19 protein-coding genes are annotated in these 21,212 nt (G+C 60.9%); 11 read left to right on the top strand and 8 right to left on the bottom strand.

Annotation, left to right across the window (positions count from 1 at the left end; all coding sequences use genetic code 11):
* Nucleotides 1-2: 2 nt before the first annotated feature.
* Nucleotides 3-2,099 (bottom strand): bifunctional rhamnulose-1-phosphate aldolase/short-chain dehydrogenase, encoded by a 2,097-nt coding sequence (locus BW978_RS20920; RefSeq protein ID WP_076397772.1) that lies wholly within the window; start codon nucleotides 2,097-2,099, stop codon nucleotides 3-5.
* Nucleotides 2,100-2,299: 200 nt separating this feature from the next.
* On the opposite strand from BW978_RS20920, the gene BW978_RS20915 reads away from it, so the two are divergent.
* The 7 genes from BW978_RS20915 to BW978_RS20885 are packed head-to-tail and all read left to right on the top strand — an operon-like array spanning nucleotide 2,300 to nucleotide 9,454.
* Complete coding sequence (locus BW978_RS20915; RefSeq protein WP_076397771.1) at nucleotides 2,300-3,112, top strand: DeoR/GlpR family DNA-binding transcription regulator; 813 nt, start codon at nucleotides 2,300-2,302, stop codon at nucleotides 3,110-3,112.
* Nucleotides 3,113-3,164: 52 nt separating this feature from the next.
* Nucleotides 3,165-4,160: a rhamnose ABC transporter substrate-binding protein gene (gene rhaS / locus BW978_RS20910; protein WP_076397770.1), complete on the top strand. Its 996-nt coding sequence runs from the start codon at nucleotides 3,165-3,167 to the stop codon at nucleotides 4,158-4,160.
* Nucleotides 4,161-4,219: 59 nt separating this feature from the next.
* Nucleotides 4,220-5,755: a sugar ABC transporter ATP-binding protein gene (locus BW978_RS20905; protein ID WP_076397769.1), complete on the top strand. Its 1,536-nt coding sequence runs from the start codon at nucleotides 4,220-4,222 to the stop codon at nucleotides 5,753-5,755.
* Between the two features lie 9 nt (nucleotides 5,756-5,764).
* A complete protein-coding gene (locus BW978_RS20900) occupies nucleotides 5,765-6,757 on the top strand; it encodes an ABC transporter permease (protein WP_076397768.1) in 993 nt (330 codons plus the stop codon).
* On the top strand, nucleotides 6,754-7,764 hold the full coding sequence (locus tag BW978_RS20895) for an ABC transporter permease (RefSeq protein ID WP_076397767.1): 1,011 nt from the start codon (nucleotides 6,754-6,756) through the stop codon (nucleotides 7,762-7,764). Before BW978_RS20900 ends, BW978_RS20895 begins: the two co-directional genes overlap by 4 nt.
* The gene (locus tag BW978_RS20890; protein WP_076397766.1) at nucleotides 7,761-8,084 is read left to right on the top strand and encodes an L-rhamnose mutarotase; all 324 of its coding nucleotides are present in this window, start codon (nucleotides 7,761-7,763) and stop codon (nucleotides 8,082-8,084) included. The genes BW978_RS20895 and BW978_RS20890 overlap by 4 nt, the downstream gene beginning before the upstream one ends.
* Nucleotides 8,081-9,454, top strand: coding sequence for an FGGY-family carbohydrate kinase (locus BW978_RS20885; protein WP_076397765.1), 1,374 nt, complete (start codon nucleotides 8,081-8,083; stop codon nucleotides 9,452-9,454). The genes BW978_RS20890 and BW978_RS20885 overlap by 4 nt, the downstream gene beginning before the upstream one ends.
* A gap of 64 nt (nucleotides 9,455-9,518) precedes the next feature.
* Here the strand turns inward: BW978_RS20885 and BW978_RS23915 are convergent, their stop codons facing one another.
* Nucleotides 9,519-9,653 carry a hypothetical protein gene (locus tag BW978_RS23915; RefSeq protein WP_280173603.1) on the bottom strand — a complete coding sequence of 45 codons (135 nt, stop codon included), beginning with the start codon at nucleotides 9,651-9,653 and terminating at the stop codon, nucleotides 9,519-9,521.
* Between the two features lie 355 nt (nucleotides 9,654-10,008).
* On the opposite strand from BW978_RS23915, the gene BW978_RS20880 reads away from it, so the two are divergent.
* The gene (locus BW978_RS20880) at nucleotides 10,009-10,884 is read left to right on the top strand and encodes a DMT family transporter (protein ID WP_076397835.1); all 876 of its coding nucleotides are present in this window, start codon (nucleotides 10,009-10,011) and stop codon (nucleotides 10,882-10,884) included.
* 77 nt (nucleotides 10,885-10,961) lie between these two features.
* Here BW978_RS20880 and BW978_RS20875 read toward each other — a convergent pair whose 3' ends face one another.
* From BW978_RS20875 to BW978_RS20850, 6 genes are all read right to left on the bottom strand, one after another.
* The gene (locus tag BW978_RS20875) at nucleotides 10,962-11,966 is read right to left on the bottom strand and encodes a TRAP transporter substrate-binding protein (protein ID WP_076397764.1); all 1,005 of its coding nucleotides are present in this window, start codon (nucleotides 11,964-11,966) and stop codon (nucleotides 10,962-10,964) included.
* A 46-nt stretch (nucleotides 11,967-12,012) separates the two neighbouring features.
* Nucleotides 12,013-13,290 carry a TRAP transporter large permease gene (locus BW978_RS20870; protein WP_076397763.1) on the bottom strand — a complete coding sequence of 426 codons (1,278 nt, stop codon included), beginning with the start codon at nucleotides 13,288-13,290 and terminating at the stop codon, nucleotides 12,013-12,015.
* Nucleotides 13,290-13,823 (bottom strand): TRAP transporter small permease, encoded by a 534-nt coding sequence (locus BW978_RS20865; protein ID WP_076397762.1) that lies wholly within the window; start codon nucleotides 13,821-13,823, stop codon nucleotides 13,290-13,292. The genes BW978_RS20870 and BW978_RS20865 overlap by 1 nt, the downstream gene beginning before the upstream one ends.
* A 6-nt stretch (nucleotides 13,824-13,829) precedes the next feature.
* Complete coding sequence (locus BW978_RS20860; protein ID WP_076397761.1) at nucleotides 13,830-14,999, bottom strand: fumarylacetoacetate hydrolase family protein; 1,170 nt, start codon at nucleotides 14,997-14,999, stop codon at nucleotides 13,830-13,832.
* A gap of 157 nt (nucleotides 15,000-15,156) precedes the next feature.
* Nucleotides 15,157-15,885 (bottom strand): FadR/GntR family transcriptional regulator, encoded by a 729-nt coding sequence (locus BW978_RS20855; RefSeq protein WP_076397760.1) that lies wholly within the window; start codon nucleotides 15,883-15,885, stop codon nucleotides 15,157-15,159.
* 34 nt (nucleotides 15,886-15,919) lie between these two features.
* The gene (locus BW978_RS20850; protein ID WP_139330628.1) at nucleotides 15,920-17,377 is read right to left on the bottom strand and encodes an FAD-binding oxidoreductase; all 1,458 of its coding nucleotides are present in this window, start codon (nucleotides 17,375-17,377) and stop codon (nucleotides 15,920-15,922) included.
* 163 nt (nucleotides 17,378-17,540) lie between these two features.
* Between BW978_RS20850 and denD the strand changes: the two genes are divergently transcribed.
* Genes denD through BW978_RS20835 form a run of 3 tightly spaced genes read left to right on the top strand, consistent with a single transcriptional unit; the run spans nucleotide 17,541 to nucleotide 21,200 of the window.
* Nucleotides 17,541-18,524 (top strand): D-erythronate dehydrogenase, encoded by a 984-nt coding sequence (denD, locus tag BW978_RS20845; protein WP_076397759.1) that lies wholly within the window; start codon nucleotides 17,541-17,543, stop codon nucleotides 18,522-18,524.
* Nucleotides 18,521-19,429, top strand: a complete 909-nt coding sequence (locus BW978_RS20840) for an NAD(P)-dependent oxidoreductase (RefSeq protein WP_076397758.1) — start codon at nucleotides 18,521-18,523, stop codon at nucleotides 19,427-19,429. Before denD ends, BW978_RS20840 begins: the two co-directional genes overlap by 4 nt.
* On the top strand, nucleotides 19,416-21,200 hold the full coding sequence (locus tag BW978_RS20835; protein ID WP_076397757.1) for an IlvD/Edd family dehydratase: 1,785 nt from the start codon (nucleotides 19,416-19,418) through the stop codon (nucleotides 21,198-21,200). The genes BW978_RS20840 and BW978_RS20835 overlap by 14 nt, the downstream gene beginning before the upstream one ends.
* The last annotated feature ends 12 nt before the right edge of the window (nucleotides 21,201-21,212 follow it).

The following is a 21,212-nucleotide window of genomic DNA, read 5'->3' as shown; positions in this document are numbered from 1 at the left end:
GATCAGCGCGGGAAGCTCTGCGCATTACCAGCATCGACATTGATGATGTTGCCGGTCGATTTCGCCGAGAGATCGGAGGCGAGGAAGTAGATCGCCTCCGCGATGTCTTCCGGGAAGACATTGAGCTTCAGCATCGAGCGATTGCGGTAATGCTCCTCGAGATCGGTAACTTCGATCTTCGAGGAGGCCGCCCGCTGCTCGCGCCATTCGCCATTCCAGATCTTCGAACCGCGCAGAACTGCATCCGGATTGACCGTGTTCACCCGGATGCCGGCGTCAGCGCCCTCAAGGGCCAGGCAGCGGGCAAGATGGATCTCGGCGGCCTTGGCTGTGCAATAGGCCGATGCGTTTGGCGAAGAGGCAAGCCCGTTCTTCGAGGCAACGAAGACGACGTTGCCACCGAGCTTCTGACGCCGGAACAGACGGAAGGCTTCGCGCGAGACGAGAAAATAGCCGGTAGCCAGGATACTGATATTCTTGTCCCACATCGCAAGGGTCGTATCCTCGACCGGAGCCGACGAGGCGATCCCGGCATTCGAAACGAGAATGTCGACGCCGCCGAATTCCACACAGGCTTCGGCGAACGAGCGGATAACCGCATCCTCGCGCGTCACGTCGAGCTGGACGGAGCGGACCACATCCGCGCCATGGCGCTTCGAGAAGTCGGCAATCGTCTGCTCAAGTGCTGCAGCATCGATATCGGCCAGCACCACGCAGGCGCCTTCTGCCATCAGACGGTCCGCCGTCGCCCGGCCAATGCCGCCAGCACCGCCGGTCACAAAGGCGACGCGACCGGCCAGGCTCTTCGGCTTCGGCATGCGCTGGAGCTTTGCCTCTTCGAGCAGCCAATATTCGATGTCGAATGCTTCCTGTTCCGGCAGTCCCTGATACTCAGAGACCGTCGAGGCGCCGCGCATAACGTTGATCGCGTTGACATAGAATTCACCCGCGATGCGGGCCGTCGCCTTGTCCTTGGCGAAGGACAGCATGCCGACGCCCGGAACCAGGAAGATGACCGGGTTCGGATCGCGGATGGCGGGCGAATTGTCGTGGCGGCAAGCTTCATAGTACCGCGTGTAGTCTGCGCGGTAGGCTTCGAGCGCTTGATCTAGGCCGGCGAGAACCGCGTCCACATCCGGCTTTTCCGGATCGAAATCGACAATCAGCGGTCGGATCTTGGTGCGCAGGAAATGGTCCGGGCAGGAAGTCCCGAGCGCGCCAAGCGGCTGCAGATGGCTGGAATTGACGAATTCGAGCACGGCATCCTGATCGTCGAAATGGCCGAGCTTGCGCTCGCCCTTGCCAATCCGTCCGCGAACCTCCGGCATCAGGCGCGCGGCAATCGCGCGGCGTTCCTCTGCCGGCAGGCTCTTTGCCACGGCACCGCCGAAGATCGTCTTGCGCTCGGTCTCCTTCGCAAACCACGCGATCGCCTTGTTGATGATCGCGAGCGTCAGGAGATAGCAGTCCTTGGCATCATCGGCCCAGGTGAACAGGCCGTGGCTTTCGAGAACGACGCCCTTGGCGGTCGGATTGGCCCTCACGAAGGCTTCGAGGTCGAGGCCGAGCTGGAAACCCGGGCGGCGCCAGGGCAGCCATCCGATTTCGGAGCCGAAAATCTTCTGCGTCAATTCCTTCGAATTCTTCGAGGCCGCAATCGCGATGATCGCGTCAGGATGCATGTGATCGACATGCGTGAAGGATACGAAACCATGCAGTGGCGTATCGATGGACGCCGCACGTGGGTTCAGGTTGAAGGTGCAATGCGGCAGGAAACCGACCATGCGGTCTTCGTCGTGCACACCCTGATAGATGCCCTTCAGCGCTTCCAGCTTGTCCTGGTAAAGCGTCGCGAAACCATCGAGCTTGATCGTGCCGACGTCGCCGCCGGATCCCTTGACCCAGAGGACCTTGACCGTCTGCCCCGTCAGCGGATCGATCTCCATCACCTTGGCAGAGGTGTTGCCGCCGCCATAATTGGTGATGCGCTTGTCGGCACCCAGCAGGTTGGACCGATATAGAAGCTTGCCGGGCTCATCGAGCGTGGCGGCATAAGCATCATCCCAACGATTTTCGAGAAGGCGGGTTTGGCCCGTCATGACATCCTCCCTGCAATTATCTCATGAACCGACAGTGCCGGCTCATCTCCATCTTGTTGGCAGATATCGCGCAGCCCTCGCCAGATTGTCAATCAATTTCGATCATTTCTTTTCATGTTGCGCTGCAGTATTATTATTTTTGATCGTTTCTGATTGACAGCGTAAAAACATTGCGAATAAATCAACGTCAGGAGGACCCCATGCACGAACGCGAACGCCATCGCATTATTCTGAGCGCGATCCAGGAAAAGCCTGTGATCACGGTGCAGGATATTGCCGAGCTGACCGAGGCTTCAGAAGCCACGATCCGCAGGGATATCGCGTCTCTCCATGTGCAGGGAAAGCTGAGACGCGTCCGTGGCGGCGCAGAAGCGGTTCACCCGCCGCAGCTTGGAAATCTCGCAGCACGCCCCTTCCGCGTTTCCGAATCGGTCAATATCGACAAGAAACGCGCAATTGCGCGCGCAGCTGTCGATCTCTGCGAAGAAGGGGATTCGATCATCATCAACGGCGGCACCACCACCTTCCAGATGGTGCATTTCATGTCGGCCCGCCGCCTGCAGGTGATGACCAACTCTTTCGCCATTGCCGAGCACCTGGTGAAGCACTCGAAATGCACGGTCTCGGTTCCCGGCGGCGCGATCTATCGCGACCAGAGCCTGATCCTCTCACCCTTCGAGAATGATGCGATCCGCAACTTCTACGCCCGACGCATCTTCATTGGCGCTCAGGGCATCAACGCCCACGGCGTGATGGAATCGGATGCACTGGTCATCCAGAGCGAACAGAAGCTGGTGCGCCAGGCCGAAGAGCTGATCGTCATGGTCGATTCCAGCAAGTTCGCCAAGCGGTCGAGCCTGATCCTGTGTGCGCTCGACAAGGTCTCGACGATCATCACCGATGACGGAATTTCCGACGAGGCGGCCGCCATGGTCGCCGATGCCGGCGTGAAGCTCATAACCGTGAGGCCGATGGCTTCATCGGCAAGGGAGGATACCTCATCGGTCGCTTGAGAGGAGGCGCCGGGAGGGAGAATAAAACAGTTCATCAACCTGGGAGGAAGACATGAAACTGACGAAAATCTTGCTGGCCGGTGCAGCCATTGCACTCGCCACCATGGGCTCTGCCGCACAGGCAGCTGACATGAAGATCGCACTTGTGGTGAAATCGCTCGGCATCGGCTTCTTCGAAGCCGCCAACAAGGGTGCGCAGGAAGCAGCCAAGGAACTCGGCGGCGTCGAAGTCATCTATACCGGCCCGACCTCGACCACAGCTGAAGGCCAGATCGAAGTCATCAACTCGCTGATCGCACAGGGCGTCGATGCCATCGCGATCTCCGCCAACGATCCGGACGCCGTCGTACCGGCCCTCAAGAAGGCCATGGACCGTGGTATCAAGGTCATCTCCTGGGATTCCGGTGTCGCCCCTGAAGGCCGCATCATGCACCTGAACCCGTCATCCAATGCGCTGATCGGCAAGATGTGCCTGCAGCTCGCAGCCAACCACCTGCCTGATGGTAAGGGCGACTTCGCGATCCTGTCGGCGACCACAACATCCACGAACCAGAACATCTGGATCGAGGAAATGAAGGCACAGCTGAAGGACTTCCCCGGCCTCAACCTCGTGACCACCGTTTATGGTGACGACCTCGCCGACAAAAGCTACCGCGAAGCGAACGGCCTCCTGACATCGCAGACCAACGTCAAGGTCATCGTCGCCCCGACGACGGTTGGCGTTCTCGCCGCCTCGCAGGCCGTCAAAGATGCCGGCAAGATCGGCGACGTCTACGTCACCGGCCTCGGCCTCCCCTCCGAAATGGCGGGCGCCATCCAGTCGGGTGCCACCAAGGAATTCGCCATCTGGAACCCGATCGACCTTGGCTATTCCGCCACCCAGATCGCCTATCGTCTCGCCAAGGGCGAAACCGATGCGGCTCCCGGCTCAGAAATCGAAGCCGGCCGCATGGGCAAGATCAAGGTTGGCGACGGTGGCGAAGCCGCCATGGCGGATCCCTTCGTCTACAACGCCTCGAACATCGAGGAATTCTCCAAGATCTTCTGATCTCGGCGAAGCAGACCCGGCGGCTCAAGCCGCCGGGATTTCACTCATTCGGTAAGCACATGATGACCGTTCAATCTGCCAAGCTCGCGGCGGGCGCGATCCCGGCTGGCGAACCCATTCTCGAAATGCGGGGCATTTCCCAGATCTTTCCGGGCGTCAAGGCGCTCGACAAGGTCGACATCGCCCTCTACCCGGGCAAGGTGACCGCGCTGATCGGCGAGAACGGCGCCGGCAAGTCGACGCTCGTCAAGATCCTGACCGGCATCTATCGCCCGAACGAAGGCGAGATCCTGATCGACGGAAAGCCGACCACCTTCTCCAACGCCCAGGAGGCGATCGACGCAGGTGTGACAGCCATCCATCAGGAGACGGTGCTGTTCGACGAACTGACCGTCGGCGAAAACATCTTTCTCGGCCACGCCCCCCGAACCCGCTTCGGGCTGATCGACTGGCGCACCATCAACGATCGCTCTCGGGACCTAATGAAGGCGCTGGAAAGCGACATCGACCCGACCACCAAGCTCAAGGACTTCTCGATCGCCCAGCGCCACCTGGTGGCCATCGCCCGGGCGCTATCGGTCGACGCACGCATCGTCATCATGGACGAGCCGACGGCTGCCCTTTCCCGCAAGGAGATCGACGATCTCTTCCGCATCGTCGAGGGCCTGAAGCGCCAGGACAAGGCCATCCTCTTCATTAGCCACAAGTTCGACGAACTCTACGAGATCGCCGACAACTATGCCGTCTTCCGCGATGGCCGCATGGTCGGCTCCGGCGTTCTGAGAGACACGCCCCAGGACGAGATCGTGCGGATGATGGTTGGCCGCGACGTGCACGATGTCTTCCCGAAAGTCGAAGCCGTCATCGGTGCGCCCGTTCTCAGTGTCCGCGGCTACAGCCACGAAACCGAATTCCGCGATATCAGCTTCACCCTGCGCAAGGGCGAGATCCTCGGTGTCTACGGCCTGATCGGTGCCGGGCGATCGGAGCTCTGCCAGTCGATCTTCGGCATCAACAGGCCGAAGTCCGGCAGGTTGGAACTCGAAGGTCGCGAGATCACCATTCGCAACACCTCCGATGCGATTACAGCCGGCATTGTCTATGTGCCCGAGGAACGAGGTCGCCATGGTCTGGCGCTCGAGCTCCCGATCTACCAGAACATGTCCCTGCCCTCGCTGATCCGGACCTCCGTCTCAGGTTTCCTGAAGGCAACCAATGAATTGAAGCTTGCGCGCCGTTTCGCCGAACGGCTCGACCTGCGGGCAGCCGCTCTGTCGGTTCCGGTCGGCACGCTGTCCGGCGGCAATCAGCAGAAGGTCGTCATCGGCAAGTGGCTCGCCACCTCGCCCAAGGTCATCATTCTCGATGAACCGACCAAGGGCATCGATATCGGCTCCAAGGCCGCCGTCCATGGCTTCATCTCGGAACTCGCTAGCGAAGGCCTGTCGATCATCATGATCTCGTCGGAACTGCCCGAAATCCTCGGCATGTCGGACCGTGTGATGGTGATGCGCGAGGGCCTGCAGGCCGGCATTTTCGAGCGCGAGGGCCTGACGGCCGAGACGCTCGTGCGCGCCGCGACCGGCAATGCGTGAGGAATGACAATGCAGAACCTTTTTAAAAACCGGGAAATGCTGCTTGGCATGATCATCATCGGCATGATCCTGAGCTTCACCACGCGCGCACCCAATTTCGCGACACCTGAAAACCTGGTGACGATCTTCAACGACACCTCGATCCTGATCATCCTGGCGCTCGGCCAGATGGTCGTGATCCTGACCAAATCGATCGACCTCTCGGTTGCCGCCAATCTCGCCTTTACCGGCATGGCGGTCGCCATGCTCGACAGCACCTATCCAGGCCTGCCGCTGGCGCTCCTCGTTCTCATCGCAATTGGCATTGGTGCCGCCCTCGGCGCTATCAACGGCTTCCTCGTCTGGGCGCTGCAGATCCCGCCGATCGTCGTGACCCTCGGCACGCTCACCATCTATCGCGGCATGAGCTTCGTGCTCTCAGGCGGCGCCTGGGTGAATGCCCACCAGATGCAGCCGGACTTTCTCGGCGTCCCGCGTCTGCCGGTGCTGGGCTTGCCGATCCTCTCCTGGGTCGCGATCGCAGTCATCCTGCTGGTCGGCTTCATCCTCGCCCGCACCCCTTTCGGCCGCTCGACCTATGCATCCGGCGGCAATCCGGTGGCTGCCATCTATGCAGGGATTGATGTCGGTCGCGCCCGCTTTCTGGCTTTCGTCCTATCCGGTGCGCTGGCGGGCCTTTCAGGTTACCTCTGGGTCTCGCGTTATGCAGTCGCCTATGTCGATATCGCCGCCGGCTTCGAGCTCGACAGCGTCGCTGCCTGCGTCATCGGCGGCATCTCGATTGCGGGTGGCATCGGCACCGTGATTGGCACGGTGCTCGGCGCACTCTTCCTCGGCGTCATCAAGAACGCCCTGCCCGTCATCGGCATCTCGCCCTTCGCCCAAATGGCGATCTCCGGCATCGTCATCGTACTCGCCGTTGTCTTCAACGCCCGGGCCGAAGCCAAGAAGGGCCGTATCATTCTGCGCGACCGCGCAGCCGGAAAGGAGGTGACCGCATGAGCACTGCAGCCGAACAGACAAAGCGCGTCATCCCCGACCGTCTCGAAACGCCGTTGCGCCGACTGCTCGGCAGCTGGGAAGTCCTGCTCTTCTGCGTGGCGATCCTGATCTTCATCGCCAATTCGCTGGCCTCCCCCTACTTCCTGAACGCCTGGAACCTGTCGGACGCCACCTTCAACTTCACCGAAAAGGCGCTGATCGCATTTGCCATGGCCCTTCTGATAATCGCCGGAGAGATCGACCTCTCGGTTGCCGCCATCATTGCGCTTGCCTCGACCGCCATGGGCTATGCAGCACAGCTCGGCGTCGGCGCACCGGGGCTGGTCGCGATCGGCATTGCCACAGGCCTTGCCTGTGGCGCCTTCAACGGCCTGCTCGTCGCCGGCCTGAAACTGCCCTCAATCGTCGTGACGATCGGCACGATGAGCCTTTTCCGCGGCATTTCCTATCTCGTGCTGGGCGATCAGGCCTTCGGCAGATATCCTGCGGACTTTGCCTTCTTCGGCCAGGGTTACGTCTTCTGGGTCATCTCATTCGAGTTCGTCTTGTTCCTGGTTGTCGCCTGCCTCTTCGCCATCCTGCTGCACCGGACGAATTTCGGTCGCCACGTCTATGTCATCGGCATGAACCCGCTGGCAGCCCGCTTCTCCGGCATCCCGGTCGAGCGCGTGAAGTTCATCCTCTTCCTGCTGACCGGCCTGATGAGCGGCATCGCCGCCGTTTGTCTCACCTCGCGCCTCGGCTCCACCCGCCCCTCGATCGCTCAAGGGTGGGAGCTTGAAGTTGTCACCATGGTGGTGCTCGGCGGCGTCTCGATCCTCGGCGGTTCGGGCACCATCGTCGGCGTTGTCATCGCCGCCTTCGTCATGGGCCTCGTCACCTTCGGCCTTGGCCTGCTCAACGTGCCAGGCATCGTCATGTCGATATTTATCGGCCTGCTCCTGATCATCACCATTGCGCTCCCCATAGTCGCGCGGCGGATCAAGCATGCGAGGAACGCGCAATGAGCGAGACCGAACGCCACGTCTTCAAGATGAAACTCAATGCGGGCATGGAGGCGGAGTATAAAAAGCGCCACGACGAGATCTGGCCTGATCTCGTCGACCTGCTGCATGATGCCGGCATCAGCGACTACACGATCCATCTCGATCCGGAGACGAACCTGCTGATCGGAGTCCTGACCCGGACCAAGAGCCACAGCATGGCGGCGCTGCCATCGCATCCCGTGATGAAGCGCTGGTGGGCGCACATGGCCGACATCATGGCCACCAACCCCGACAACTCGCCCTGGGCCGTCGATCTGAAACCCGTCTTTCACATGCCATGAGCCAGTCTTTCCAACGCATCGCCGTCATCGACATCGGTAAGACCAATGCCAAGGTCGTCCTGGTGGATGGGATGACCGGCACCGAACTGGCAGTGCGAAAAACCGCGAATGCGGTCATCCCCGGCCCACCCTACCCGCACTTCGATGTCGAGGCGCTTTGGGCGTTCCTGCTGGCGTCTCTGAGGGAATTCGCCGCCGGACCTGGCTTCGACGCTTTGTCGATCACCACGCATGGCGCATCGGCAGCCTTGCTGGACGACGAGGGCAGCCTGGCAATGCCGGTTCTGGACTACGAACATCTCTATCCAGACGCCACAAGCCAAGCCTATGGCAAGCTGCGGCCGCATTTTTCGGAAACCTTCTCGCCAGCTCTCACAGGGGGCCTGAACGTCGGGGCGCAGTTACACTATCAGAAGACAACTTTCCCGGACCAGTTCGACAAGGTCGCAACGATCCTCACCTATCCGCAGTACTGGGCTTACCGCCTGACGGGTGTTGTCGCCAACGAGCGGACCTCGCTTGGTTGCCACACTGACCTCTGGCACCCGTTTGAAGGGCGGTATTCGACGCTGGTTGACACGCTTGGCATTCGCGAGCGGATGGCACCCTTGCGCTCCGCTTTCGATGCCCTTGGGCCTATCAAACCGGAGGTGGCCGACACGATCGGCCTAAAGATCCCGGTACCCGTCTATTGCGGCCTTCACGATTCCAACGCGTCCCTATTGCCGCATCTCGTCGGCTTCGGCAGCCCTTGCACTGTCGTGTCCACGGGAACCTGGGTGATCTGCTTCGGCGTCGGTGCCAAGCCGCAAAGACTGGATCTTTCGCGCGATACACTCGTGAATGTCGACGCCAATGGTCAGGCGGTTCCCTCGGCCCGCTTCATGGGCGGCCGCGAATGGGACCTTCTGACCCGCGACATGGCGGTCGTCCCCATAGAGGAGGAACTGATTGCCGCGACAGCGGTGATCGACGCAGGTTCGATGATCCTGCCGAGCGTGGTCAAGGGTACCGGCCCGTTCCCGAATTCGCATGTCCGTTGGATCGACGAGCCGGGCTCTGTGAGCGAACGACTGGCCGCGGCCAGCCTCTACGAAGCCCTGATGACCCAGACCTGTCTCGATCTCATCGAAGCAAAGGGGCCGATTATCGTCGAGGGTCCATTTGCCGCCAATCAACTCTATCTTCGAGCGCTTCACACGCTGACGAAGCGCCCGGTGCACGCATCGGCGGCGACCACAGGCACCGCGATCGGCGCAGCCCTGCTGACCGGAATCACGCTCGACGTCAAAATGCGGAGCATTAGCAACGCACTTGAAGGACTGGAGGATTATGCCCGGTTATGGCGATCAAGGGCCGGAGAGAACTAAATCGTAACGCTGGCCCTCAACCACGAACTATCAACGTCTCTTCGATGATCGGATGTTCCTAAGCCTACAGCGTGACGATGAGCACCGCGATAAAGGCGATGGAAACAGTCGCGGCGGCCATCGCGATCCGCTGCCGGCAAACCTCGACAGAACGCCAGGACTTCGGTTCACCGAACAACTTCGCGATCGCATGTGACATCGCCATCTCCCACGAACGGAGCCACTCATTGGCTCCGGCTGATATTGACACATTTTCGTCATAATCAGCTCCGCGTCAACAATCACGACTAGATTGGTATTCTAAAGATGGGCGGGTTCGGAAAATTCCTCTCTATGGTAAGCCCGGTCGTGAACCAATCTCGCCCAGCCAGGGCAATCAGCAAGTCTTGGGCGAAACGGCATGCCTGTGGCCTTGTCAATCGATGGCCCATCAGCCAATACAACTGTTGAATTGTCAGACAACATGACAGACGAGAGTCGTACGCTTGTAAGGAGGAGCCATGACAACGCACACGACAGATGAGGCTTCTGGAAAGGCACTCGGACTGGCCGGCATGGCTGGCCCCGCGGTCATGCTGCTCGGAATGCTGCTCTTTGCGATGAACGATGCGATGGGCAAATGGCTGGTTGCGAGCTACGGCCTCGGTCAGGTCATCCTGATCCGCAGCATTGCAGCACTTCTGATCCTTGCGCCCTTCCTCTGGATGGCCGGCCTGAAGCCGATCGTCGAGGCGGAGAGACCCTGGCTGCAGTTCACGCGCGTCGTGCTTTCGACGCTGGAACTCTTCTGTTTCTACTATGCGGTCATGTATCTGCCGCTGGCCGATGTCATGACCTACTGGCTCGCAGCGCCCATCTATGTGGCGGCGGCAGCGCCTTTCCTGCTGGGAGAAAAGGTCGGCTGGCGGCGCTGGACCGCAATTGCCATCGGCTTCATCGGCGTCGTGATCACGCTGGAGCCGTCGAGCGCGATGTTCACCACACCCGCGCTGATCTCGATCATCGGCACCGCCGCCTTCGCCTTCATGATGCTCTCTGGCCGCAGCCTGCGCGGCACGCCGGACAAGACGCTGGTTCTGTTCCAGACGGGTGGAGCCGCAGTGGTCGGCCTGATTGCCGCCCCCTTCGGCTGGACACCGATCACGTCGGTGAATGAAATCCTGTTGCTTGGACTTCTCGGCATCGTCGCCATGAGCGCGCACATGCTGGTCAACCGTGCCTTGAAGATCTCGGACGCCGCGACCGTTGCGCCGCTCCAATACACACTGCTGCTATGGGCTGTTGTCTTCGGCTATTTCTTCTTCGGCGAAGTGCCTCGACTGACCATGATCGTCGGAGCAACCCTCATCGTCGGCTCGGGCCTGTTCATCTTCTTCCGTGAGCAGCAATTGAAGAAGCAGGACAAGGTTCTGCCCTCCGTCCCAGAATGATCAATTAAAAGCCCGCAGCGGTTTCCCGCTGCGGGCTTCTTCTGGTGCGGCGCTCAAGAGCGCCACGACCAGGGAGGTCACTTACGGAGTTCGGCGAGCTTGGCGAGAATGTCGTCTACCACCTCGGCACCGATCGTCTCCTTGTGCTTTTCATAGACGACCATGGACTTTTCACGGATGCGCTGCTGCTCTTCAGGCGAAAGCGTGTTTACCTCAAGGCCGGCAGCCTTGATCTTCTCCAACGACTGCTTGTTGAGGTCCGCGATAACCGAACGCTCGACATCACGGCCAACCGTTGCGCATTCGCGCAAGGCTGCCTGTTCTTCCGGCGTATAGGTATCGAAGATCGCCTTGGAGAACAGGAAGAGGAACGGCGTATAGGCGTGGTTCGTCTCGGTGATGTATTTCTGAACCTCGAAGAACTTCGAGGTATCGATCGTCACATAGGGGTTTTCCTGGGCGTCGATGGTGTTGGTCTCGAGTGCCGAGAAGACTTCGCCGAATGCCATCGGGGTGGCGTTTGCGCCCAGGTTCTGGAAGGTATCGAGAAAGATGTTGTTCTGCATGACGCGAACCTTCATCCCTTCGAAGTCTTCCCACTTCGTCACCGGACGAACCGAGTTCGACAGGTTGCGGAAACCATTCTCCCAGTAGCCGAGGTTCACGAGGCCGACGGCTTCGAGCTTCTGGTTCATCATGTCGCCGAACTCGCCGTCGAGCACCTTGTAGGCCTCGTCAGCGGAGCCGAAGAGGAAAGGCAGATCGAAGACACCAAGCGCTGGCTCGATGCCGACGAGCGGCGACGAAGACGTCACCACGGCTTCCTGGACGCCCGAGCGCAGAGCCTGCGTCGCCTGAAGGTCGCCACCCAGGGCACCGCCCCAGAAGGCCTGCAGCTTCAGTTTGCCGCCGGACTTGTCATCCAGGCACTTCTGCATGGCCTCGATGCCGTTACCGACAGGGTGATCGGCATTGATGCCGTTCGATACGCGGATGGTGCGGTCGTTGAATTCCGCAAAAGCCGGAACGGCTCCGGAAACGGCGAATGCCAGTGCTGTCGTTGCGAGTAGTGTCTTCCTCATGGTGTATCCTCCCTTGGATTGAAATGAGTTGGTTGAACTTCTTTCCTCACCGTAGCCACTGCGCTGGCACGATGACGATCTCGGGAAATATGACGAGCAGAACGAGAACCAGCACCTGCGCCAGCAGGAACGGACCAATACCCGTCACGACTTTGCCAAGCGGCACGCGCCCGACCCCGCTGACCACGTTGAGCACGACGCCGACGGGCGGGGTGATCAAGCCAATGCAGCAGTTCATGATGAACATGACACCGAAATAGACCGGATCGATGCCCGCCTGCTTGATGATCGGCATCAGCACGGGCGTAAGGATCAGGATCGTTGGTGTCAGGTCCAATGCGGTTCCGACCACCAGGACCAGCGCCATGATGACGAACATCAGCAACATCGGCCGATCGATCAGAGGCTCGATGTAGCGCGTGATCTCGCCAGGAATATTGGCTGCGGTAATCAGCCAGGCGGAGACGAGCGCTGCGCAAACCAGGAACATGATGATCGAGGTTGTCTTGGCCGCCTGCAGAATGACCCGCGGCAGATCCCTCAGCTTCAGCTCGCGATAGATCACCATGCCGACGAACATGGCATAGGCAGCCGCAATGACAGCCGCTTCCGTAGGCGTCACCACCCCGGCCTTGATCCCTCCCAGGATAATAACCGGCATGCCGAGCGCCCAGGCAGCACGCCCTGTGGCTCGCAAGCGCTCTTTAGCCGGCGCTTTCGGCAAGGGCAGCACATTTTCCTTGCGGACCACGATCTGCCAGGCAATCACCAGGGCGACCCCCATCAATATGCCAGGAACGATCCCGGCCATGAAGAGCTGCGTGATCGAGACATTCGCCGCAACACCGAAGACGATGAACGCCATCGATGGCGGGATGACGGGAGCAATAATGCCCCCGGACGCAATGAGGCCGGCGGAGCGCGGCACGTTGTATCCCGCCTTGGCCATCATCGGAATGAGGATCGCGGCCAGAGCTGCCGTGTCGGCAGCGGCCGAGCCGGAGATGCTGGCCATGATCACGGCGGCCATGATGGCGACGATGCCGAGGCCGCCACGGATGTGCCCGACACAGGCAATCGCGAACTCGATGATGCGCCGTGACAGGCCGCCGGAGTTCATCAACTCGCCAGCCAGCACGAAGAACGGAATGGCGAGCAGCGTGAACGTGTCGGCGCCCGCAATCATGTTCTGCGCGATGATCTGGCTGTTGAACATGCCCATGTACCACATGAGCGTCACGCCGCAGAACATCAGAGCGAAGGCGACCGGAACACCAATGGCCATAGCGCCGAGGAGCGAGGTGATAAAGACAAGAAGGGTCATCAGGCACGCTCCACCAGCTTCTCAATGCCTTGGTGTTCGCCTGCAAATGCTGCGATTTCACTTTCGGTGACACGCCCCGTGAACAGACGGAAGAGGCGTTCGAGCGCGATCAGGCTGCAGCCGGCACCCGTGAAGAAGCCGATACCATAGACCCAGCCCATGGAGAGCCCGGTGACTGGTGCGCTCATGCTGGCATTGATCGGCAACTGCTTCCAGGTTCCCCAGAAGAAGATGGCAGAAACGCCGAGGATCAGGAGATTGGACAGGATCATGCAGATGACCCGCCCGCGCCGACCGAACAGAGCGACAAGACTTTCCACGCCCATGTGTCCGTATTCGCGAAAGCCGACGACCGCGCCAACAAAGGTCAACCATACGAAGAAATAGCGAGCCATTTCATCCGAGACCGTCAGGCCGGAGTTGAAGCCGTAGCGCAAGATGACGTTGAGGAACACCATGATCGCCATGCCCGACAAGAGCAGGATCAGAATCAGTTCAAGGAGCTTGTAGAAGAGATCGACAATTCTGGTCATCAGCTCTCACGCCTTGTCGAGCAGGCCGCGCTGGGCCAGGTTGCGGAAAAGAGCACGTGTTCCGAAGGTCCATTCCGGGCAGGCATCCGTGCGATCGACCCAGTTAACCAGGCGACCGAGCGTCGGTGTCGCGATCTCGACACGATCGCCAACCTCATGCGTGAAGCCGAGGCCAGCACCACGGCGATCCTTGACCGGCGCGAACATGGTGCCGAGGAACAGAACCGCGCCGTCGGGATACTGATGATTGCGGTTGCGCAATTGCGCAACAAGGTTCTCCGGCGCCCGGCTGATCGCTTCCATCGGACTTTCCCCCGTCATTTCAAAGTCGTCCTCGCCCCGCACGAGCAGCGAAACGCGAACCTTGCGCAGCACGTCCATCGTGAAGCTGCCATGGAAAAGCCGGACGAAGGGCCCTATCGAGCACGATGCATTGTTGTCCTTCGCCTTCCCCAGAAGCAGCGCCGACCGGCCCTCGACATCTCGCAGGTTGACGTCATTGCCGAGCGTCGCACCGATGATCTTGCCATCGGAACGAACGGCAAGAACGATTTCGGGCTCCGGATTGTTCCATTGGGAAATCGGATGAATGCCGACGGAATCCCCACAGGTCACTGATGACATCGGCTGGGCTTTGGTGAAGATCTCGGCATCGGGGCCGATACCGACCTCCAGGTATTGCGACCAGAGACCCATGTCCTGCAGCAGTGTTTTCACCTTTGCCGCCTGCTCTGAGCCGGCGACGAGCCCACGGAGGCTGTCGCCCAGCACGGGAGCAAGCTTCTCGCGGATGGCCTGGGCACGCCCGGCATCACCCTTCGCCTGTTCCTCGATCACCCGCTCCAGCATGCTGTCTGCAAAGGTGACACCGGCGGCTTTTACGGCTTGAAGATCGATGGGGGCGAGCAGATGACCGGCCTCGCCGGACAGGAACTGGTCGAGCGTACCCAAAGCGGGGAGGCTTTCGTCAGCCATCAAGCGCTCGGCGAGATTGTCCAACTCGAACAGTCCGGAAACCGTGGGGGAGATGCCCGTCAGGTCACAGAGGGTGCCGTTGCGCACGATTACCGGGCAAGGACCACCGGCGGCCTTCGACCAAACCCTGCCGACCAGCAAAGCTTGGGAGGAATCTTCCGGCAGAATATAGACGGATTCGAGACTTTGACGGCGCTGCAAGATGGACCTCCTCCTTGTCCTCCGGCATGAACGACACTGTCGCCTGCCATATTGTCAGGATGTCTGACAACTCTTGATGCAAATTCATAGGGTCAGATTTGACGCCTGTCTACCCCGGACGACGGACTTGTGGACAAAGCTGCCGCACGAGACCGTGTCAGAACTGCTCGAGGCTGAGATCGATCCGGCTTGCCGCACCGTGCAGATGGGCGCGCATGGCCTCGCGGGCGCCAGCGCCATCACGCTTCGCGATCGCATCTCTCAGCCGGACGTGTTCGGCAATGGTCACTTCGACGATCTCCTCGAGCACAGCGCGGGAGCGTGCCGCATCGATCGCCATGCTAATGCGCTCGGCAATGAAGCCGATGAATAGCGCGAAATACTCATTGTGCGTCGCCTCGGCGACGGCCCGGTGGAAGGCGAGATCGGCGACGATGCCCTGCTCTGTCCACTTTCCTGCCCCCGTCATGCGCGACAGCGCCTCGTCGATCTTCGCCAGATCCTCCGAGGTGTGATGCACGGCAGCGAGACCGGCCGCTTCGATTTCGAGTGGCACACGCAACTGAAAGAGCGCGCGAAAACTCTGGGGCTCGGAGAGTTCGCCATCCTTGATGCGGATAGGTCTGGCCGAAGGTTCGCTGACAAACGCCCCGACACCTTGCCTGGTCTCCACCAGACCTTCGTTGCGCAACTGCGCTATGGCCTCGCGTACGACAGAACGGCTGACGCCGAGCGTCTTGGCCAGAACATGCTCGGTGGGCAATCGCTCACCTGGCTTCAAGCGTCCCTGGCTGATCTCGTCGGCCAATTGCGCGGCAATTCGGGCGGGCAGGTGCTCACTGCGCCTGATCTGTCCGAAATTCAATTGCCCGAGGTCGATCGACATGCCCGCTGGTCTCCTTGCCATCCACTCCGGTATTTCACGAATCCGCAGTCAAATTCAATTGGCAACCCGGGTTCATAATCCCTGAGGGATCAATGGCCTGTTTGATCGCAGTCAGGAGTTTCAGCTGCGTGGCCGGCACACGCGAGAGAAAGTCCGGCTTCTTCAAGCGGCCAATACCATGCTCGGCGCTGATCGACCCCTGGAAACCATCCAGAACATCATTGACGACGTGCTTGGCCGTGTAGATCCTCTCGGCCACCTCATCGCGGGAAAGACCAGAAGGCGGCAGCACGTTCAGATGCACGTTGCCGTCGCCGACATGACCGTAGGAAACGCAGGTGCAGTCCGGCAAGCGGGCTGCGATGGCCGCTTCCGCCTGTTCGACGAACTCCGGAAGATGCGACAAAGGCACGGACACATCCGTTCGTAGATGCGGGCCCCGCTTGGCCTGCCCCTCGTTCATGCCCTCGCGGAAGAGCCAGAGAGAGCGGGCCTGGCTCCGCGACGTTGCGACGACGCCGTCCAGCACCAGGCCGTCCTCCAGCACGCCTTCGAGAAAGCGGTGCATCAGATCTTCGATATCCACAAGGCCGGAACCCGAAATCTCGAGCAGCACATAGGCCGGATAGTCGGCGCTCATGGGCATGGCCAGATCAGGAATTGCCTCTTGCGCGAGGGTGAAGGCGATCGGCGGCATGAACTCGAAGGCAGACATCAGATCACAACAGTCTCTGCGTGCACGCCGATAGAGCGTGATCGCATCCGACAAGGCCCCAAGCCCCAGCAAAGCCGTCGCAACCTTCTCGGCCGGCGGAGCAAGCTTGAAGGCAGCGGCGGTGACGATACCAAGCGTGCCCTCCGCCCCGATGAACAGCTGCTTCAGATCGACCCCGCGATTGTCTTTGCGCAGCGTGGACAAACCTTCGAAAATCGAGCCATCGGGCAGGACGACTTCGAGACCAAGCACAAGTTCGCGCGTCATGCCGTAACGCAGCACGTTGATGCCGCCTGCATTGGTCGAGACATTGCCGCCGATCCGGCAGGAACCCTGCGCACCGAGAGCAAGCGGGAAGTATAGCCCTGCGTCCTCCACCTTGTCCTTGAAGTCCTGCAGGATGACGCCCGCTTCGACGATGGCCGAGAAATCATGCGCATCAATGCGGCGGATCGCCGTCATGCGCTCGAGACTGACGACAACCTGGCTCGCCGGCGCGTCGGGAGTGCACCCGAGAACCAGCCCAGTATTGCCGCCTTGCGGCACGATCGTCAGCCCCAGAGAGCGGATGGTCCGAACGGCAAGGGAGACCTCCTCAGTCGTTCGCGGACGAACAACCGCCACCGCACCGGTCGTGACATCGCCATGCCAATCCCGGCAGTAGCGCTCGACCTCGGCGCCGACGACCACCATGTCGGGCCCAAGAGCCTCGACGAGGCGAGGAACCGGGTTGCCCGCCCCGCTCCACAAATCCTTGCCCTCGATCGCGCTTTCCATGGCCATCATCAGTCTCCCAGTCCGCCCATCGCAAGCTGGACCAAAAATTCGGTTTCCATGAAAGTGATATAAGGTTATCAGACAACCTTACAAATGGTTTTTGAAGAAGGCCCTTGTGCAGATGCGCGCAGGGTCGAAGAATGACACGGGAGGAGACTGTCACATGCATATTCTGGTGATTGGCGCGGCCGGCATGGTCGGGCGCAAGCTGGCGCAAAGGCTCACACGCGATGGAGAGTTGCAGGGACGGCAGATCACGGCGATGACGCTCGCCGATGTCGTGGCTGCAGATGCTCCCACAGGCTTCAACGGCAGAGTGACGATAGAGACCGTCGATCTGTCCGAGCCCGCATCCGCCGAGCGCCTGATTGCATCGCGCCCCGATGTCATCTTCCATCTCGCTGCGATCGTCTCAGGGGAAGCGGAACTCGACTTCGAAAAGGGTTACAAGATCAACCTCGACGGCACCCGCTACCTGTTCGAGGCAATTCGTCTCGCCCACATGGCGGACGGCTATTGCCCCAGAGTGGTCTTCACCTCGTCGATCGCGGTCGTCGGTGCGCCGCTGCCTTACCCGATCCCGGACGAGTTCCACACCACGCCGCTTACCAGCTACGGCACGCAGAAGGCGATTTGCGAGCTGCTGCTCTCCGACTATTCCCGAAAGGGTTATTTCGACGGGATCGGCATCCGCCTGCCAACAATCTGCATTCGCCCCGGCAAGCCGAATAAGGCAGCCTCGGGCTTCTTCTCCAACATCCTGCGCGAGCCGCTGGTCGGCCAGGAGGCCGTCTTGCCGGTGGGCGGCGATGTCCGCCACTGGCACGCCTCGCCCCGATCTGCGGTCGGGTTCCTCATCCACGGCGCAAACATCGACCTGGAAACCGTCGGCCCACGCCGCAACCTGTCGATGCCGGGCCTCAGCGCAACCGTTGGCGAGCAGATCGAAGCGCTGCGCCGCGTAGCAGGCGAGAAAGCGGTCAAGCTCATCCGCCACGAGCCTGACGAGATGATCATGCGCATCTGCGCCGGCTGGGCTCCCGGCTTCGAAGCAACCCGCGCCCGCGCACTCGGCTTCACCGCCGAAAGCTCTTTTGACGAAATTATTCGGGTGCATATCGAGGATGAACTGGGAGGCAAGCTTTGACGGGAACTGAAAACAGGCAGATCGCCTTTCTCGGGACGGGACTGATGGGCGCGCCCATGGCAAGGCGCCTGCTCGCGGCTGGCCTTCCGGTCACGGTCTGGAACCGTGACCTTGGCAAGGCAGAGCCTTTGGCGGCGGCCGGTGCAAGGCTTGCCAAGAGCCCTGCAGATGCAGTCTCCGGCGCAAGCGTGATTTTCACCATGCTGTCGGACGGCTCCGCAGTCGAGGACGTACTTTTCACCAAGGGTACGGCCGAAGCGCTGGCAAAGGGCACGGTCGTCATCGACACATCATCGATCGCACCGCCGATTGCCAAAGATCACGCAAACCGTCTCGCTGGCCACGGCGTAGCCCATGTCGATGCACCCGTGTCAGGTGGCGTCGTCGGGGCGGAAGCCGGCACGCTGGCGATCATGGCGGGCGGCGATGCCGATGTCATCGAGGGCCTGGCAGATGTCTTCGCCCCGCTCGGCCGCGTCACGCATGTCGGCCCATCAGGAGCTGGCCAGATCTGTAAGCTCGCCAACCAGCAGATCGTCGCGATCACCATCGGCGCCGTTGCAGAAGCCATGATGCTCGTCGAGGCCGGCGGCGCTTCGCGGGAGAAGTTCCGCGAAGCAATCCGCGGCGGCTTCGCCGAAAGCCGCATCTTGGAACTGCACGGACAGCGTATGGTCGAGCGGCGCTTCGAGCCGGGCGGCCCCTCGCGCCTGCAGTTGAAGGACCTGAACGCCGTCGCCGCCATGGCCGAGACCTTTAGCCTTGAGCTCCAATTGACATCGGACGTTCGCCAGGCCTTCGAAGCCTTCGTTGCAGACGGCAATGGCGAACTCGACCACAGTGCCCTTCTGCTTCATCTGGAAAAGATCAACCGCCGCAAAGGTGCTGTCGATGACCGAGTCTGAGAAACCGAAACGCCGCCTCCGTTCGCAGGACTGGTTCGACAACCCCGATCACCTCGACATGACCGCGCTCTATCTGGAGCGCTTCATGAACTACGGCACGACGCCGGAGGAACTGCGCTCCGGCAAGCCGATCATCGGGATCGCCCAATCGGGCTCCGACATCAATCCCTGCAACCGTCATCACCTGGATCTTGCCAAACGCGTGCGCGACGGCATCCGCGACGCTGGTGGCATTCCGATCGAATTCCCGTCGCATCCGCTGTTCGAGAACTGCAAGCGACCGACGGCCGCCCTTGACCGCAACCTTGCCTATCTCGGTCTGGTCGAGTTGCTCTACGGCTATCCCTTCGATGGCGTCGTGCTGACCACCGGCTGCGACAAGACCACACCCTCTGCCCTGATGGCTGCATCGACGGTGGACATCCCGGCGATCGTGCTATCCGGCGGCCCCATGCTTGACGGCTGGCATGATGGCGAGCTGGTGGGTTCCGGCACCGTAATCTGGCGCTCGCGTCGCAAATATGCGGCCGGCGAGATCAGCCGCGAGGAATTCCTTGAACGCGCGCTCGATTCGGCCCCCTCTGCCGGACATTGCAACACCATGGGCACCGCTTCGACCATGAACGCGATTGCCGAGGCACTCGGCATGTCGCTCACCGGCTGCGCCGCCATTCCCGCCGCTTACCGCGAACGCGGCCAGATGGCCTATCGCACCGGCAAGCGGGCGGTCGAACTGGTTCTGGAGGATATCCGCCCCTCGGACATCCTCACCCGCGAAGCCTTTCTCAATGCCATCAGGGTCAACTCGGCGATCGGCGGATCGACCAATGCCCAGCCGCATCTGATGGCCATGGCCAAGCATGCTGGCGTCGAACTCCTGCCCGAGGACTGGCAGGTTCACGGCTACGACATTCCGCTGCTCGCCAACGTTCAGCCGGCCGGCGCCTATCTCGGCGAGCGGTTCCACCGCGCCGGAGGTGTCCCGGCGATCATGTGGGAGCTGATGCAAGTCGGAAAGATCGACACGACCTGTCGCACGGTAACCGGCCGCACCATGGTTGAGAACCTGCAAGGCAGGGAGGCGACGGATCGGGAGGTGATCAAGCCCTACCACGAACCGATGCGTGAACGCGCCGGCTTCGTCGTGCTGAAGGGCAACCTCTTCGACTTCGCTATCATGAAGACGAGCGTCATTTCCGAGGGTTTCCGCCTGCGTTACCTGCAGGAAAAGGGCCGCGAAGGCATCTTCGAGGGCCGCGCGATCGTCTTCGACGGCTCGGAGGACTACCACAAGCGCATCAACGACCCCGCCCTCGACATAGACGAGGACTGCGTTCTCGTCATCCGCGGCGCCGGCCCGCTCGGCTGGCCGGGTTCTGCCGAAGTGGTCAACATGCAGCCACCGGATCACCTCATCAAGCGGGGCATTCTCAGTCTTCCGACGATCGGCGACGGCCGCCAGTCCGGCACTGCCGACAGCCCCTCGATCCTCAACGCATCGCCTGAAAGTGCAGCCGGCGGCGGTCTGGCATGGGTCAGGACCGGCGATACCATCCGCATCGACCTGAATGAGGGGCGTTGCGACATGCTGGTGGGCGACGAGGAAATCGAAACGCGCAAAGCTGAGGGCATTCCCCCCGTGCCGAAAGACGCGACACCCTGGCAGCGGCTCTATCGTCAGACAGTCACCCAGTTGGCCGATGGTGCGACGATCAAAAACGCAGAGGATTTCCGGCAGATCTCCAAGACACCGCCGCGTCACAACCACTGAGACGAATTTCGA

The organism is Rhizobium sp. RU33A (assembly GCF_900156055.1).
In the GTDB taxonomy this organism is placed as follows: domain Bacteria; phylum Pseudomonadota; class Alphaproteobacteria; order Rhizobiales; family Rhizobiaceae; genus Allorhizobium.
This window is presented reverse-complemented; position numbering and strand designations above follow the sequence as displayed.